Origin of the sequence: Knoellia terrae (genome assembly GCF_048606435.1) — a bacterium.
Lineage (GTDB): Bacteria > Actinomycetota > Actinomycetes > Actinomycetales > Dermatophilaceae > Knoellia > Knoellia terrae.
Map to the genome: position 1 here is coordinate 54,039 of NZ_JBMBWH010000005.1, position 15,029 is coordinate 69,067.

Genomic DNA, 15,029 nt, shown 5'->3' on the forward strand with positions numbered 1-15,029 from the left:
CCCCCCGCCATGTAACCGCTTTTACACTGCCAACGGATCCCTCAGCGCCGAGGACCTGGAGTCAGGGCCCGGTGCGTCCCCCAACAGATGGAGGCGGGCAAATGGCCCACAGTTCACAGCGCCGATCCGCGATGCTTCTCTCGAGCCTCGTGGCGGTCTCCCTCGGTGTCGCGGCATGCGGCTCCTCCGACGACGGAGGTGACGGCGCCGACGCCGGCGCATCCGGCGACGCCAAGACCAAGATCGACTGTGCGCCCTACGAGGCGTTCGGTGACATCAAGGGCAAGACCGTCACGGTCTACACCTCGATCACCGCCCCCGAGGACGAGCCGCACATCAAGTCCTACCAGCCGTTCATCGACTGCACCGGCGCCGAGATCAAGTACGAGGGCTCGAAGGAGTTCGAGGCCCAGCTGCCCGTGCGCGTCAAGGGTGGCAACGCCCCCGACATCGCCTACCTGCCGCAGCCGGGTCTGCTCAAGACCATGGTCGCCACCGGCAAGGTCATCGAGGCTCCCCCGGAGGTCGTGGCCAACGTCGACAAGAACATGCCCGACTGGAAGGAGTACGGCACCGTCGACGGCAAGTTCTACGGAGCCGCGCTCGGCGCCAACGTGAAGTCGTTCGTCTGGTACTCGCCGGCCGCCTTCGAGGAGAAGGGCTACGAGATCCCCAAGACATGGGACGACCTCCTCGCTCTCAGCGAGAAGATCGCTGCGGACGACCCCGACAGCAAGCCGTGGTGTGCCGGCATCGAGTCCGGTGACGCCACCGGGTGGCCGACCACCGACTGGGTCGAGGACGTCATGCTCCGCACCGCGGGCCCCGAGGTCTACGACAAGTGGACCAACCACGAGATCCCGTTCAACGACCCGGCGGTGGCCACGGCCCTCGCGGAGGTCGGCAAGATCCTCAAGAACGACAAGTTCGTCAACGGTGGCCAGGGCGACGTCAAGACGATCGCCTCGACGTCCTTCCAGGACGCCGGCCTGCCGATCCTCGACAACGGCGGCTGCTACATGCACCGCCAGGCCTCCTTCTACGCGGCCAACTGGCCCGAGGGCACCAAGGTCGCCGAGGACGGCGACGTGTGGGCGTTCTACCTCCCCGCCAAGGACGAGACCAGCAAGCCGGTCCTCGGTGGTGGCGAGTTCGTCGCTGCCTTCGCCGACCGTCCCGAGGTCAAGGCCTTCCAGACCTACCTCTCCTCGGTCGAGTGGGCCAACGAACGGGCCACGAGCTGTGGCACCGGTGGCTGTGTGACCGCGAACAAGAACGCCGACCCGGAGCTGCTCAAGAACCCGGTCGACAAGCTCTCCGCCGAGATCCTCACCGACGAGAGCGCGACGTTCCGGTTCGACGCGTCCGACCTCATGCCTGGCGCCGTCGGCTCCGGCACGTTCTGGAAGGGCATGACCAACTGGATCACCGGGCAGGATGACAAGGCCACTCTCGACTACATCGAGAACTCCTGGCCCAAGTCCTGACCTGATCCTCGGATCGGTCTCTCGCCGGGGTGGGGTGGAGTCCCACCCCACCCCGGCTTCCTTTCGTCGTGCAGTCCTCACCCTGGAGGTGGAGTCATGGTCGCGAGCGTGCTGAGCGTCGCACCGTCGGGAATCATCCCTGAGCCGTTCCTGCGAGCCGAGAGCGTCGCAGGCAAGTTCTTCCTCATGTTCTTCGCGGTGGCGTTCTTCGCCGCCGTGTTCGGCCTGGTCCTCTTCCTCGCCTCGTTGTTCAAGGGTCGCAAGGGTGAGCAGGCGCAGGGCGCGCTGTTCGCCGCGCCGGCCGTCCTCCTCCTCTCCATCGGCCTCGTCTACCCGGCCGTGCTCACGATCATCCAGTCGGTCCGCGGCAAGTCGGGCGAGGGCGGCTTCACGCTGTCGAACTACGCGGCGATGTTCACCCAGCCCGAGCTGCTGCTCGTGCTGCGCAACACCGCCCTGTGGGTCATCCTCGTGCCGTTCCTGGCCACCGCGATCGGCCTGCTCTACGCGATCCTCATCGACCGGGCACGGGGTGAGGCCTTCGCCAAGGCGCTGATCTTCCTCCCGATGGCGATCTCGATGGTCGGCGCGGGCATCATCTGGAAGTTCGTCTACCAGTACAAGCAGACCGAGCGCCCCCAGATCGGCCTGCTCAACCAGATCCTCAAGAGCCTCGGCTTCGAGACCCAGCAGTTCCTCCTCGAAGCGCCCCTCAACACGCTCATGCTCATCGTCGTCATGGTCTGGATCCAGGCCGGGTTCGCGATGACGATCCTGTCGGCGGCGATCAAGGCGATCCCCGACGACATCATCGAGGCGGCCCGGCTCGACGGGGTCTCCGGCCTGAAGATGTTCCGCCACATCACCCTCCCAAGCATCCGCGCGGCCCTCGTCGTCGTGCTCACCACCATCGCCATCGGCACCCTCAAGGTCTTCGACATCGTCCGGACCATGACCGCCGGCCAGTTCGACACCTCGGTGGTCGCCAACGAGTTCTACAGCCAGAGCTTCCGCTTCGACGCCCCCGGCCTCGGCGCCGCGCTCGCCGTGCTGCTCTTCATCCTCGTGATCCCGATCGTCGTCTACAACATCATCCAGATGCGCAAGGAGGCCTGAGCCGTGAGCACTGTCCAGACGGGCGCGCTGCCCGAGTCGTTCGAACCGGCGGACCTCGAGCCGCCCAGCAAGCAGCAGAAGCTCAAGAAGTCCACCGGCGAGGCTGCCGGCGCCCTGCAGTCCCGGTGGGCCTCCCTCGTCGCGGTGCTCATCGCCGTGCTGTGGACCACCCCCACCCTCGGACTGCTCGTCACCTCGTTCCGCAGCCAGCGGGACATCAACCGCAGTGGCTGGTGGACGGCGCTGACCGACCCGGGTGGCTTCACGCTGGAGAACTACCGCCAGGCCCTCGAGCCCGGCAGCTCGGCCAGCCTCAGCCAGTACTTCATCAACACGATCGTCATCACGGTTCCCGCCGTCCTGCTGCCGCTCTTCCTCGCGTCGCTCGCGGCCTACGCCTTCGCCTGGATGCCGTTCCCGGGGCGCAACGCGCTCTTCGTGGCGGTGTTCGCGCTGCAGATCGTGCCGCTGCAGATCGCCCTCATCCCGCTGCTCGACATCTACGTCAACAAGCTGGGCTTCGGGGCGTCGTACTGGAGCGTGTGGCTCTCGCACACGATCTTCGCGCTGCCCCTGGCGACGTTCCTCATCCACAACTTCATGCGCGAGCTGCCGGCCGAGCTCATGGAGGCCGCCCGCGTGGACGGGGCGGGTCACGTGACGATCTTCTTCAAGATCCTCCTGCCCCTGCTCACCCCTGCGCTCGCGGCCTTCGGGATCTTCCAGTTCCTCTGGGTCTGGAACGACCTGCTCGTCTCGTTGGTCTTCCTCGGTGGGACGCCCGACGTCGCGCCGATCACCGTGCGGGTGGCCGAGCTGTCCGGGTCCCGAGGCAGCGCCTGGTACCTCCTGTCGGCAGGTGCGTTCATCTCGATGATCGTCCCCGTCGCGGTGTTCCTCGCCCTGCAGCGCTTCTTCGTCCGCGGCCTGCTCGCAGGTGGCCTGAAGGGCTGACATGACTGCCCCAGACCGACGTCGGCGGATGAGCACCATCACCGATGTCGCGCGGGAGGCCGGGGTCTCGGTGGCCACGGTCTCCCGCGCGCTCCGCGGCCTCGACCGCGTGAGCCCACGCACCAGGGAGCGAGTGTTCAGGGTCGCCCAGCGCCTCGACTACGTCGCGAGCCCCACGGCCACCTCGCTGGCGTCCGGGCGCACCCAGGTCGTGGGAGTGGTCGCCCCCTTCCTCACGCGGTGGTTCTTCGCGACGGTGGTCAGTGCGATCGAGAAGACGCTGCGCCAGCACGGGCACCACGTCCTGCTGTTCGACCTCGAGGACGAGTCCTACGACCGGCGCCTCCCGCTCTCGCAGAGCATGCTCTGGAAGCGCGTGGACGGGGTCATCACCCTCAACCTGCCCATGACCGCCGACGAGCTCGAGCTCGTCGACCGGCTCGGCCTGCCGCTCGTCGCGATCGGCACCCCGGTCGCGGACCGGCCGAACGTCCGCATCGACGACGACCTGGCGATGCGGACGGCGACCGAGCACCTCGTCTCGCTCGGGCACGAGCGCATCGCCTATGTCGGCGCGGTGCCCTCCAACGTGGCGCACATCCAGACGCCTCAGGCCAGGCTCGACGCCTTCCGCGACGTCATGCGCACCCACGGGCTGACCGAGCACAAGCAGTGGGTGCTCGGGTCCGACTGGACCGCTGACAGCGCCGCGGTGGACACGACACGGCTGCTGCGCGCCCCTGACCGGCCCACGGCCGTCGCCGCCGCCTCCGACGAGATGGCCATCGGCGTCATGGCAGCCGCCCGAGCCCAGGGGCTGCGCATCCCGGAGGACCTCTCGGTCATCGGGATCGACGACCACGCCCTGAGCAACGTGCTCGGCCTCACGACGGTCCGTCAGGACGTGACCGCCCAGGGCCACCTCGCCGGCGAGATCCTGCTGCGCCTCCTCGGGGTCGTCGCGGGCGAGGACCTCGGCGACAACGTCGTGGTGCCGACCGAGCTCGTGGTCCGGGCCAGCACCGCTCCCCCGTCCTGACCCGCCTCACCTTTCCCGCCTCATCACGGAAGCTGCCCCTTCCCCCCGGATCAGTTCCGGGGGAAAGGGGCAGTTTCCGGGGGTATGCCGGCGTCACCGGTCGCCACCCCGGCTGCGGCTCAGTGGTGGGCGTGGTCCGGGTCCTCGAGCTCCTCCGGGTCGCGCATGTAGGTCTTCTTCGCGAAGAAGAACCGGTTGGCGATCCAGGTGAGCGCCCAGAGGACGACACCGATGGCGAGGAGCCAGCCGGCGATCCGGTACTGGATCGTGTCACGTCCCGTCCAGGGGCCGACCATGAAGGCACAGAGCAGGGCACCGATCACCGGCAGCGCGGTGGGAGCGACGAAGTGCTTGCGGTCGATCGGGTTCTTGCGCAGCACGAGGACGCAGATGTTGACGATGGTGAAGACCCCGAGCAGGAGCAGGGCCGTGGTGCCACCGAGGGCCGCGATGATCTCGGAGTCGGACTGGGTCGACACGAAGTAGATGAGTCCGAAGGAGATGGCCGTCGTGAAGAGGATGGCCACCCACGGGGTGCGGCGGCTCCGGTGGACCCGACCGAGGACCGGCGGGAGCACCTCCTGCTTGGCCATGCCGTAGAGCAGCCGGCTGGCCATGAGCATGTTGATCAGCGCCGAGTTCGCGACGGCGAACATCCCGATGAACGGGAAGACCTTGTCGAACGGGAAGTTGGGGGCCCCGGCGGCGACGACTTGCGTCAACGCGGACTCGTTGTCCGGGTTGGCGAGCTCCCCCACCGGCACGAGTGCGACCGCGGTGATCGACACGAGGACGTAGATCAGCCCGGTGATCCCGAGCCCGGTGAGCATCACTCGCGGGAAGTCGCGCACCGGGTCCTTGGTCTCCTCAGCCATGTTGACGGAGTCCTCGAAGCCGACCATCGCGAAGAAGGCGAGGGACGTCGCCGCGGTGATGGCGAAGAAGGTGCTCTTGTCGCTCGGGCTGTCGAAGACGACGGCGCGGGAGAAGTCCGCCTTGCCCTGGGTCACGGCATACAGGCCGATGAAGATGATGAGCAGCAGACCGGAGAGCTCGACCATCGTGAGGACGACGTTGGCCTTGACGCTCTCACCGACACCGCGGAAGTTGATCGCCGCCACCAGGGCCATGAAGCCGAGGGCGATGAGGAGCAGCGGGGTGCTGCCCGCCACCCAGTCGGTCCCGAGCCCGTCGCGCAGGAAGCCCGCGAAGGCGTTGGAGGCGGTGGAGGCCGAGGTGATGCCCGAGCACATGACGGCGAACGCGACGAGGAAGGTCACGAAGTGGATGCCGAACGCCTTGTGCGTGTAGAGCGCGGCGCCGGCGGCCTGCGGGTACTTCGTCACGAGCTCGAGGTAGGAGAAGGCGGTGATCGTCGCGATGACGAAGGCCACGAGGAACGGTGCCCACGCTGCTCCACCGACCTCGCCCGCGACGGCACCGGTGAGGGCGTAGACGCCCGTGCCGAGGATGTCGCCGACGATGAAGAGGAGGAGCAGCCGGGGTCCCATGACCCGGTTGAGCTCCGGCTCGCCGTGGTTCCGCTCGTCGAGAACTCCCGTGCCGCTGCGGTCGTCCGTGGAACTCATCTGCAGGCCTCCTCGCCAGGGCCCCGGAGTGGGACCCTTTCACCGGCTTACTGTGTCCCACATCACGCCTCAGGGCAACGCACACGCGCGGTGCGCCGCGCGGCAGGTTCGCAGGTCAGGCGTCGATCCGCTCCCGGTCGAGCTGGGCCGAGCCGCGGACGATGAAGTCGCGGCGGGGAGCGACCTCGTTGCCCATGAGCAGCTCGAAGACGCGCTCGGACTCCTCGGCGTCGGCCATCGTCACCTTGCGCAGCGTGCGGTGGCGCGGGTCCATCGTCGTCTCCGCCAGCTGGTCGGCGTCCATCTCGCCCAGGCCCTTGTAGCGCTGCATCGGCTGCTTGATGGTGCGACCACGCTTCGTGAGCGACGCGACGGTGCGGCGCATCTCGCCCTCGGAGTAGGTGTAGAGCAGCTCGCCCTTGCGGGCACCGGCCGCGGAGACCTCGATGCGGTGCAACGGGGGCACGGCGGCATACACCTTGCCGGCCTCGACGAGCGGACGCATGTAGCGGAAGAAGAGCGTCAGCAGCAGAGTGCGGATGTGGGCGCCGTCGACGTCGGCGTCGGTCATGATGATGACCTTGCCGTAGCGGGCGGCGTCGACGTCGAAGCTGCGTCCGGACCCGGCCCCGATGACCTGGATGATGGCCGCGCACTCGGCGTTGCCGAGCATGTCGGTGAGCGAGGCCTTCTGGACGTTGAGGATCTTGCCCCGGATCGGGAGCAGGGCCTGGACGTCGGAGTCGCGGGCGAGCTTGGCGGTGCCGAGCGCGCTGTCGCCCTCGACGATGAAGAGCTCGGTGCGCTCGATGTCGTTGCTGCGGCAGTCGGCCAGCTTCGCCGGCAGCGAGGAGGTCTCGAGCGCGTTCTTCTTGCGCTGGGTCTCCTTGTGCAGCCGCGCGCTGATCCGCGACTTCATCTCGGCGGTGACCTTCTCGAGGAGCAGGGCGGCCTGCTGCTTCTCACCGCGCTTGGTCGAGGTGAGGGCGGCGCTCAGCTCCTTCTCGACCACCCGCGCCACGATGGCGCGCACGGCGTTGGTGCCGAGCACCTCCTTGGTCTGGCCCTCGAACTGCGGCTCGGCCAGGCGGACGGTGACGACGGCCGTGAGCCCGGCGAGGATGTCGTCCTTGTCCACCTTGTCGCTCCCCACCTTGAGACGGCGGGCGTTGAGCTCGAGCTGCCTGCGGAACACCTTGAGCAGGGCCTGCTCGAAACCGGCCATGTGGGTGCCGCCCTTGGGCGTGGCGATGATGTTGACGAAGGAGCGGACCTTGGCGTCGTAGCCGGTCCCCCACCGGACGGCGATGTCGACCTCGCACTCGCGCTCGACGTCCTGCGGTGACATGTGGCCCTTGGCGTCGAGCACGGGGACGGTCTCGGTGAAGTGCCCGCTGCCCTGAAGCCGCCAGACGTCGGTGACGGACGGGTCGGGTGCGAGGAACTCGGCGAACTCGCTGATGCCGCCGTCGTGGACGAACACCTCCTCGTGCGGCCCGGCCTCGCCCGGTGTGCCGGGCAGCTGCCGCTCGTCGCGGACCACGAGGGTGAGGCCGGGGACGAGGAACGAGGTCTGGCGGGCGCGACCGACCAGTCCGTCGTAGTCGAACGCGGCGTCCTTGAGGAAGATCTGCGGGTCGGCCCAGTAGCGGACCCGGGTGCCGGTCGCCCCGCGCCTGGCCTTGCCGATGACGGCGAGCTCGCTGGTCCGCTCGTAGGGGGTGAACTCGTGCTCGGGGCTCTTGTCGGAGCTCGCGACGTCGGGGAAGTAGCCGGGCTCGCCGCGCCGGAAGCTCATGGCGTAGGTCTTGCCGCCGCGGTCGACCTCGACGTCGAGGCGGGCGGAGAGCGCGTTGACGACGGAGGCGCCGACGCCGTGCAGGCCGCCCGACGCGGTGTAGGAGCCGCCCCCGAACTTGCCGCCGGCGTGCAGCTTGGTGAAGACCACCTCGACCCCGGTGAGGCCGGTCCGGGGCTCGATGTCGACGGGGATGCCGCGGGCGGTGTCGCGCACCTCGACGGACCCGTCCCGGTGGAGGATGACCTTGATGCGGTCGCCGTGCCCGCCGAGGGCCTCGTCCACCGCGTTGTCGATGATCTCCCAGAGGCAGTGCATGAGGCCGCGGCTGTCGGTCGACCCGATGTACATGCCCGGCCGCTTGCGCACGGCCTCGAGGCCCTCGAGGACCTGGAGGTGGTGGGCGCTGTAGTCGGACGACGACTTGCTCGTCGCCACCTTCTTGGCCGTGGACGCGGGGGGCATGCGGTCCTCTCGAGGGGCGGGTGCGGGGCGGAGGCCTCAGGCTAACCGGGGCCGCTGACCACCCCGCCGAGGCGCGCTGTCGGACCCGCCGGGGAGAATGGTCGGGTCGGCATCGGAATGGTCACATCACGAGCGCCTCCCCCTCGGGAAGACCTGCGCGTGTTTGACTGTTGCAACGCTCGACGCCACGCATCCGCGTGGACCCCCTGCCACGATCTGCCGAGGAGGCCGATGTGACGACCGCACTGGCACCCACCCTGACCACCGCGGACCGCTGCGACCGCTGCGGAGCCCAGGCCTATGTCCGAGCCACGCTCCACGTCGGCGGTGAGCTGCTCTTCTGCGCCCACCACGGCCGTGAGCACCTGCCGAAGCTCCGCGACCACGCCGACATCGTCGACGAGAGCGACCGACTGACGGAGCCGCCCGCGGCCGCGGACATCGACGCCTGACACCGGCTTGAACCTCCTGCCGGAGGGCACCAGCGTCTGGGTGCCGGCGATCCTCATTCTCGTGGGGATCGTCGGCATCGTCGTTCCCGTGGTCCCAGGGCTCCTCGTCGCCGTCCTGGGAGTGCTGCTCTGGGCGACCGAGACGGGCGGGTCGACCGCCTGGACGGTCTTCGGCCTGTGCGTCGCGATCTACCTCGCCGGCATGGTCGTCCAGTTCCTCGTGCCGGGCCGGCGCCTGCGCTCCCAAGGCGTGACGACGTCGACCCTGCTCCTCGCCGTGCTGCTCGGCATCGTCGGGATGTTCGTCATCCCCGTGGTCGGGTTCGTCATCGGCTTCGTCGGCGGCATCTTCCTCGTCGAGCAGGGGCGCAGCCGTGACCGGGCCCAGGCCTGGACCCGCACCAAGAACGCCGTCGTCGCCGTGATGACGAGCATGGGCATCGAGCTGTGCGCCGGTGTCCTCATCACCGTCACCTGGGTCGTCGGGGTCCTCGCGACCTGAGGCGGCACGGCGCACGCCGGCCGAGCTGACCTGCCCGGGACTTGACGGGGCGGGGTGTCGGGGATCCGGGGGCATTCCGGGGCAGATGGGCCGACACCCGGGCATCGACACCACGCGACGTCATCGCGACGTCGGAGGAGGGCTGTGGGTCAGCTCCAGCCGTCGCGGCCGCGCCGGTCCCAGCGGTCGTCGAGCTTGTCCATGAATCCGGAGCCGCTCTTCTGCTTGCGACCCGAGGTGGCCGGGCCGGTGCTGCCGTCACCGCGCACGACGGCGAGCTTGCCGCGGCGCGGAGGGGTGAGGGCGAACGCCACGGCGGCGACCATCACGGCGAAGCCGGCCGCGCCGACCCACATCGTCGTCTGGATGCCGACGAGGACGAGGGCGAGGCCGAGGACCACACCGGTGACGCCGAGGATCCAGCGCAGTCGCGTGGGACCGCCACGGCGAGTGCCCTCCATGCTCGAGGCGAACTTGGGGTCCTCCTCGGCCAGGGCCTGCTCCAACTGCTCGAGCATCCTCTGCTCGTGCTCTGACAGCGGCACGGCGTCCTCCTGGTGTGCAACGTGTGGCGTTCTCTGGTGAGCCTTCACCAGGGACAACGCGCAACGTCGCCATTTCGTTGCATTCGCCAGCGTGGTGCTGGTCCTCTCAGGATAGGTCGCGATTGGCTCCCGTGGAAGGTTGGCCCCGGGTGATCAGGCTCGCAGGTCTGACCGACCCGGCTCCGAAGCGCGCACTGGCCCTGTCGACGGCCCGGTCCGCCTCGCGCCAGCCGTGTTCGGCCTCGCCGAGCATGCCCTGGATGGGGGCGGCCTCGACGGCGACGAGCTTCTCGAGCCGGACGCCGACGAGGCGGATCCGGGCCCGCTGGAGGCCGAGGGCGTCGTAGAGCGCGGTGGCGGTGTCGTAGATCTCGCGGCTGGTGTCGGTCGGCTCCCGGAGCGTGCGGGCCCGGGTGATGGTCGTGAAGTCGGCGAAGCGGACCTTGATCGAGACGGTGCGGCCGGTCAGGCCGGCCGCACGGAGCCTGGCGGCCACCCGGTCGCTGAGCTTGAGAAGGTGCCGGTGGATCTCGCGCGGGTCGTCGATGTCGTACTCGAACGTCTCGTCCGCTCCGACGCTCTTCTCCCGGTGCTCACGCTGCACGGTGCGCGGGTCGCGGCCCCAGGCGAGCTCGTGCAGGTGGTGGCCGGTCGCCTCCCCCAGCCCGCGCACGAGCGTGGGCAGGGGCGTGTGGGCGATGTCGGAGACGGTGCGGAGGCCGAGGCGGGTCAGTTGCTCCTCGGTCTTCTCCCCCACGCCCCAGAGCGCCCCCACCGGCAGCTGCTGCACGAAGGGGATGACCTCGTCACGCGGGACGACGACCATCCCGTCGGGCTTGGCCAGCCCGGAGGCGATCTTCGCGACGAACTTCGTCGAGGCGACCCCCACCGAGCAGGTGATGCCCTGCTCGTCGTGGACGGTGTCCCGGATCAGGGCGCCGATGCTCGCGGGTGAGCCGAGCCGGCGCACCGCACCGGCCACGTCGAGGAAGGCCTCGTCGAGCGAGAGTGGCTCGATGTCGGGGGTGACCGAGCGGAAGGTCTGCATCACGGCTGCCGAGATGTCGGCATACAGGCGGTGGTCGGGAGGAAGGACCGTCGCCTGCGGGCAGAGCCGCCGGGCACGCGTCATCGGCATGGCCGACGCGACCCCGAAGCGGCGTGCCTCGTAGGTCGCCGACAGGACGACCCCGCGGTTGCCCCCGCCGATGATGACAGGGGTGCCGACGAGCTCGGGGTGGGACAGCAGGGTCGCCGAGGCGTAGAAGGCGTCCATGTCGACGTGCAGGACGGTGCACCCGGTGTCGTCGGGCGGTTCGCTCGACGAGCGCTGGGGAAGGCTGAACTGGCGACGGCTCACGGCCGCTCTCAGGCTCGGGTGGCGATGACGTGCAGGGAGGTGCCGAGGTCGGCGAGGACGGCGAACTCGGGGTGGGTCGCCACGGCGCGCTCGAGGTCGAGCAGGGCCGCCCGGTCGGCATCGGAGTCGACGAGGGCGCCGGGCACGAGGTCGCTGAAGAGGCGTATGCCGTGTGCTCGCGTCGCCGTGAGCCCGGCGGTCTCGAGCAGGGCGAGGACTCCGGCCCGGTCGAACCGTCGCGGCACCGGGTCGGCGTCACCCCAGCGCCCGTCCGCGCGGTCCATCGCCGCACGCGCCTGGGCGAACTGGCCGGCGAGCGCTCGCGCGAGCACGGCGGCCGCGCGCTGTGGCACGACGAGGCTGAGGATGCCTCCGGGCGGCAGGACGGCGGCCACATGGGCGAGCGTGACCTCGGGGTCGTCGACGTACTCGAGGGTGCCGTGGCAGAGGACGAGGTCGGGCCGGTCGTGGCCGACGAGCGAGGTGAGGCTCTCGGCATCACCCTGCACCGCGCTGACCCGGGAGGACGCCTGGGCCTCTGCGGCCCGGCGGCGCAGCGACGCGAGGGCGTCGGGGCTGGGGTCGACGACCGTGACGTGGTGGCCGGCCACGGCGAGTGGCACGGCGAGCCCTCCGGTGCCGCCACCGAGGTCGAGAACCCTCAGCGGTCGCTGCAGCTCCGCTGCACGAGCCCGGACCACCTCGTCGACGGCCGCCCACATGGCGGCGGTCCGCGGGGAGGTCGAGACTCCCGTGCGACGGGTGCTCGACGGGTCCTCGCTCACGGTGTCACCTCTCGTGTGGGTCGGTCGGTCGGCCGCAGCCGACGGCGCGGCGTGCGCGCCCCGAGCCTAGTTGGCTCGGCGGACAACCGGCCGCCGGCGACCCGGGGAACGGCCCTCTCGGGCCGCCCCCGGGTGTCGCCGGGACGTCACGTCCGGGCGGGACTCAGGACAGGTCGAACCGGTCGAGCTCCATGACCTTGGTCCAGGCGGCGACGAAGTCGTGCACGAACTTCTCGCCGGCGTCGTCGCTGGCATAGACCTCGCAGAGCGCCCGCAGCTGCGAGTTCGCCCCGAAGACGAGGTCCACGGCCGTGGCCGTCCACCGGAGGTCCCCCGTGGCGAGGTCGCGGATCTCGTAGACGTTCTCCTCGTCCTTCGAGGCCTTCCACTGCATGCCCGGAGCGAGCAGGTTGCGGAAGAAGTCGTTGCTGAGGACGCCGGGCCGGTCGGTGAGGACACCGTGGGCGACACCACCGTGGTTGTTGCCGAGCGACCTGAGGCCGCCGACGAGGACCGTCATCTCCGGGCCGGTGAGGTTCAGCATGTAGGCGCGGTCGAGCAGGAGCACCTCCGGCTGCATCTTCTCGCCGGCGCGGATGTAGTTGCGGAACCCGTCGGCGCGGGGCTCGAGGACCCGGAACGACTCCACGTCCGTCTGCTCCGGCGTCGCGTCGGTGCGGCCGGGGTGGAAGGGCACGGTGACCTCGACGCCGGCGTCCGCGGCCGCCTTCTCGACCGCGGCGGAGCCGGCGAGCACGATGAGGTCGGCGAGCGAGACCTGGGCTCCGCCCCGGCCGTTGAAGTCGGCGCGCAGTCCCTCGAGGCGCTCGAGGACCCGGGCGAGCCGCTCGGGGTCGTTGGCCTGCCAGCTGCGCTGGGGCTCCAGACGGATCCGCGCGCCGTTGGCGCCACCGCGCTTGTCGGTGGTGCGGAAGCTCGCGGCGGAGGCCCAGGCGGTCCAGACGAGGTCGCCGACCTCGAGACCCGAGCCGAGCACCGCGTCCTTGAGCGACGCGATGTCGGCGTCTCCGACGACCTCACCGTCGTGCTCGGGCACGGGGTCCTGCCACAGCTGGGGCTCCGGCACCCACGGTCCGAGGTAGCGCGACACCGGACCCATGTCACGGTGGAGGAGCTTGTACCAGGCCTTGGCGAACGCGAGGCGGAACTCCTCGGGGTTCTCGAGGAAGCGGCGCGAGATCTGCTCGTAGACCGGGTCGACGCGCAGTGCGAGGTCGGACGTCAGCATCGTCGGCCGGTGCTTGGTGTCGGGGTCGAACGCGTCCGGGATGATGCGGTCGTCGGTCGTGGCGACCCACTGCTTGGCCCCCGCGGGGCTCTCGGCCAGCTCCCACTCGTAGCCGAAGAGGATCTCGAAGAAGCGGTTGCTCCACTGCGTCGGCAGGTCGGTCCAGGTGACCTCGAGACCGGACGTGATGGTGTCCTTGCCCTTGCCGGTGCCGTAGTCGCTCCTCCAGCCCAGTCCCTGCTCCTCCAGCGGCGCCGCCTCGGGCTCCGGACCGATGAGGTCGGGGTCGCCGATGCCGTGGGTCTTGCCGAAGGTGTGGCCACCGGCGATCAGCGCGACGGTCTCCTCGTCGTTCATGGCCATCCGGGCGAAGGTGTCGCGGATGTCGCGGGCCGAGGCGGCCGGGTCCGGGTTGCCGTTGGGTCCCTCGGGGTTGACGTAGATCAGGCCCATCTGGACCGCGCCGAGGCGCTCCTCGAGCTCGCGCTCGCCGGAGTAGCGCTCATCGCCCAGCCAGGTGTCCTCCGGACCCCAGAAGATCTCCTCCGGCTCCCACACGTCCTCACGCCCGAAGGCGAACCCGAAGGTCTCGAAGCCCATGTCCTCGAGGGCGACGTTGCCGGCGAGCACGAGCAGGTCGGCCCACGAGATCTGGCGGCCGTACTTCTGCTTGACCGGCCAGAGCAGGCGACGGGCCTTGTCGAGGTTGGCGTTGTCGGGCCAGCTGTTGAGCGGCGCGAAGCGCTGTCCGCCGTCACCGGCTCCTCCACGACCGTCGTAGATGCGGTAGGTGCCGGCGGCGTGCCAGCTCATCCGGATCATGAGTCCGCCGTAGTGGCCGAAGTCCGCGGGCCACCAGTCCTGCGAGGTGTGGAGCACCTCGGCGATGTCACGCTTGATCGCCTCGACGTCGAGGGTGGCGACCGAGGCGCGGTAGTCGAAGTCCGGCCCCAGCGGGTTGCCCTTCGACGAGTGCGCGTGCAGCACGGAGAGGTCGAGCTGGTTGGGCCACCAGTCCTTGATGCCGTGCGGACGACCACCCGTCTGCGGCGTCGGCGAGTCGATCGCCGGGTTCTCGCTCTCGCTCCCCTGCGCCGTCACGGAGTCGTGCATCACGGGGCACCCGCTCGCCTCCTTGCGGTCCACCCCCTGGGGGCTCACCGGGGTGCTGTCGTCATGGCTGTCGGTCATGAGTTCCTTCTTTCGCGCTGTGCGGACTGGTGGGGGTGCTGGGGTGTGGGGGCGTTCGGGGAGTCGGCGTCACCGAGGGTCGCGCAGTCGCCGCAGGTCCCCCAGAACACGACCTCCGCCTCGTCGACGACGAAGCCGTGCTCCGTCGTCGCGCTGAGGCAGGGGGCGCGCCCTGCGGCGCACTCGACGTCGGTGATGGCGCCGCACGAGCGGCACACCGCGTGGTGGTGGTTGTCGCCGACCCGGACCTCGTAGCGGGCCGTCGTGCCCGCCGGCTGGATCCGGCGCACGAGCCCGACCTCGGTGAGCGCCTTGAGGACGTCGTAGACCGCCTGGTGGGACACGGTGCCGTGGGTCTCGCGCACCCGGCTGATGATGCCCTCGGTGGCGAGGTGCGGGTGCTCGCGCAGGACCGACAGCACGGCCAGCCGCGGCTTGGTCACCCGCAACGACGCCCGGTGCAGCTCATTCACGAGGTCGGTCGACACCCGAAAAGC

General features: G+C 69.8%; 13 protein-coding genes. 6 read left to right on the forward strand and 7 right to left on the reverse strand.

Annotated elements, in window-relative coordinates; translation table 11 throughout:
• Positions 1–101 precede the first annotated feature (101 nt).
• The 4 genes from ACOJV9_RS08605 to ACOJV9_RS08620 all read left to right on the forward strand — a co-directional run bounded on the left by ACOJV9_RS08605 (position 102) and on the right by ACOJV9_RS08620 (position 4,596).
• Positions 102–1,487: an ABC transporter substrate-binding protein gene (locus tag ACOJV9_RS08605; protein ID WP_420184788.1), complete on the forward strand. Its 1,386-nt coding sequence runs from the start codon at positions 102–104 to the stop codon at positions 1,485–1,487.
• A gap of 186 nt (positions 1,488–1,673) precedes the next feature.
• Positions 1,674–2,603: a carbohydrate ABC transporter permease gene (locus ACOJV9_RS08610; protein WP_420184973.1), complete on the forward strand. Its 930-nt coding sequence runs from the start codon at positions 1,674–1,676 to the stop codon at positions 2,601–2,603.
• A 3-nt stretch (positions 2,604–2,606) separates the two neighbouring features.
• On the forward strand, positions 2,607–3,557 hold the full coding sequence (locus ACOJV9_RS08615; RefSeq protein ID WP_084108187.1) for a carbohydrate ABC transporter permease: 951 nt from the start codon (positions 2,607–2,609) through the stop codon (positions 3,555–3,557).
• 28 nt (positions 3,558–3,585) lie between these two features.
• Positions 3,586–4,596 carry a LacI family DNA-binding transcriptional regulator gene (locus ACOJV9_RS08620; protein WP_420184789.1) on the forward strand — a complete coding sequence of 337 codons (1,011 nt, stop codon included), beginning with the start codon at positions 3,586–3,588 and terminating at the stop codon, positions 4,594–4,596.
• 119 nt (positions 4,597–4,715) lie between these two features.
• Here the strand turns inward: ACOJV9_RS08620 and ACOJV9_RS08625 are convergent, their stop codons facing one another.
• Together ACOJV9_RS08625 and ACOJV9_RS08630 are read right to left on the reverse strand one after the other, a co-directional pair.
• Positions 4,716–6,185 (reverse strand): APC family permease, encoded by a 1,470-nt coding sequence (locus ACOJV9_RS08625; protein WP_420184790.1) that lies wholly within the window; start codon positions 6,183–6,185, stop codon positions 4,716–4,718.
• A 115-nt stretch (positions 6,186–6,300) separates the two neighbouring features.
• Entirely contained in the window at positions 6,301–8,448 is a 2,148-nt protein-coding gene (locus ACOJV9_RS08630; protein WP_420184791.1) for a DNA gyrase/topoisomerase IV subunit B, read from the reverse strand.
• 233 nt (positions 8,449–8,681) lie between these two features.
• Between ACOJV9_RS08630 and ACOJV9_RS08635 the strand changes: the two genes are divergently transcribed.
• Positions 8,682–8,900, forward strand: a complete 219-nt coding sequence (locus ACOJV9_RS08635) for a DUF7455 domain-containing protein (RefSeq protein ID WP_420184792.1) — start codon at positions 8,682–8,684, stop codon at positions 8,898–8,900.
• A 7-nt stretch (positions 8,901–8,907) separates the two neighbouring features.
• Complete coding sequence (locus ACOJV9_RS08640) at positions 8,908–9,402, forward strand: DUF456 domain-containing protein (RefSeq protein ID WP_420184793.1); 495 nt, start codon at positions 8,908–8,910, stop codon at positions 9,400–9,402.
• 149 nt (positions 9,403–9,551) lie between these two features.
• Here ACOJV9_RS08640 and ACOJV9_RS08645 read toward each other — a convergent pair whose 3' ends face one another.
• The 5 genes from ACOJV9_RS08645 to ACOJV9_RS08665 all read right to left on the reverse strand — a co-directional run bounded on the left by ACOJV9_RS08645 (position 9,552) and on the right by ACOJV9_RS08665 (position 15,020).
• The gene (locus ACOJV9_RS08645; protein ID WP_420184794.1) at positions 9,552–9,947 is read right to left on the reverse strand and encodes a DUF3040 domain-containing protein; all 396 of its coding nucleotides are present in this window, start codon (positions 9,945–9,947) and stop codon (positions 9,552–9,554) included.
• Positions 9,948–10,053: 106 nt separating this feature from the next.
• Complete coding sequence (dinB, locus tag ACOJV9_RS08650) at positions 10,054–11,307, reverse strand: DNA polymerase IV (RefSeq protein WP_420184795.1); 1,254 nt, start codon at positions 11,305–11,307, stop codon at positions 10,054–10,056.
• Positions 11,308–11,315: 8 nt separating this feature from the next.
• Positions 11,316–12,092 (reverse strand): methyltransferase domain-containing protein, encoded by a 777-nt coding sequence (locus tag ACOJV9_RS08655; RefSeq protein WP_420184796.1) that lies wholly within the window; start codon positions 12,090–12,092, stop codon positions 11,316–11,318.
• A gap of 163 nt (positions 12,093–12,255) precedes the next feature.
• Positions 12,256–14,532 carry a catalase/peroxidase HPI gene (gene katG, locus ACOJV9_RS08660; protein WP_420184797.1) on the reverse strand — a complete coding sequence of 759 codons (2,277 nt, stop codon included), beginning with the start codon at positions 14,530–14,532 and terminating at the stop codon, positions 12,256–12,258.
• Positions 14,529–15,020, reverse strand: coding sequence for a Fur family transcriptional regulator (locus ACOJV9_RS08665; protein WP_420184798.1), 492 nt, complete (start codon positions 15,018–15,020; stop codon positions 14,529–14,531). The genes katG and ACOJV9_RS08665 overlap by 4 nt, the downstream gene beginning before the upstream one ends.
• Between the last annotated feature and the right edge of the window lie 9 nt (positions 15,021–15,029).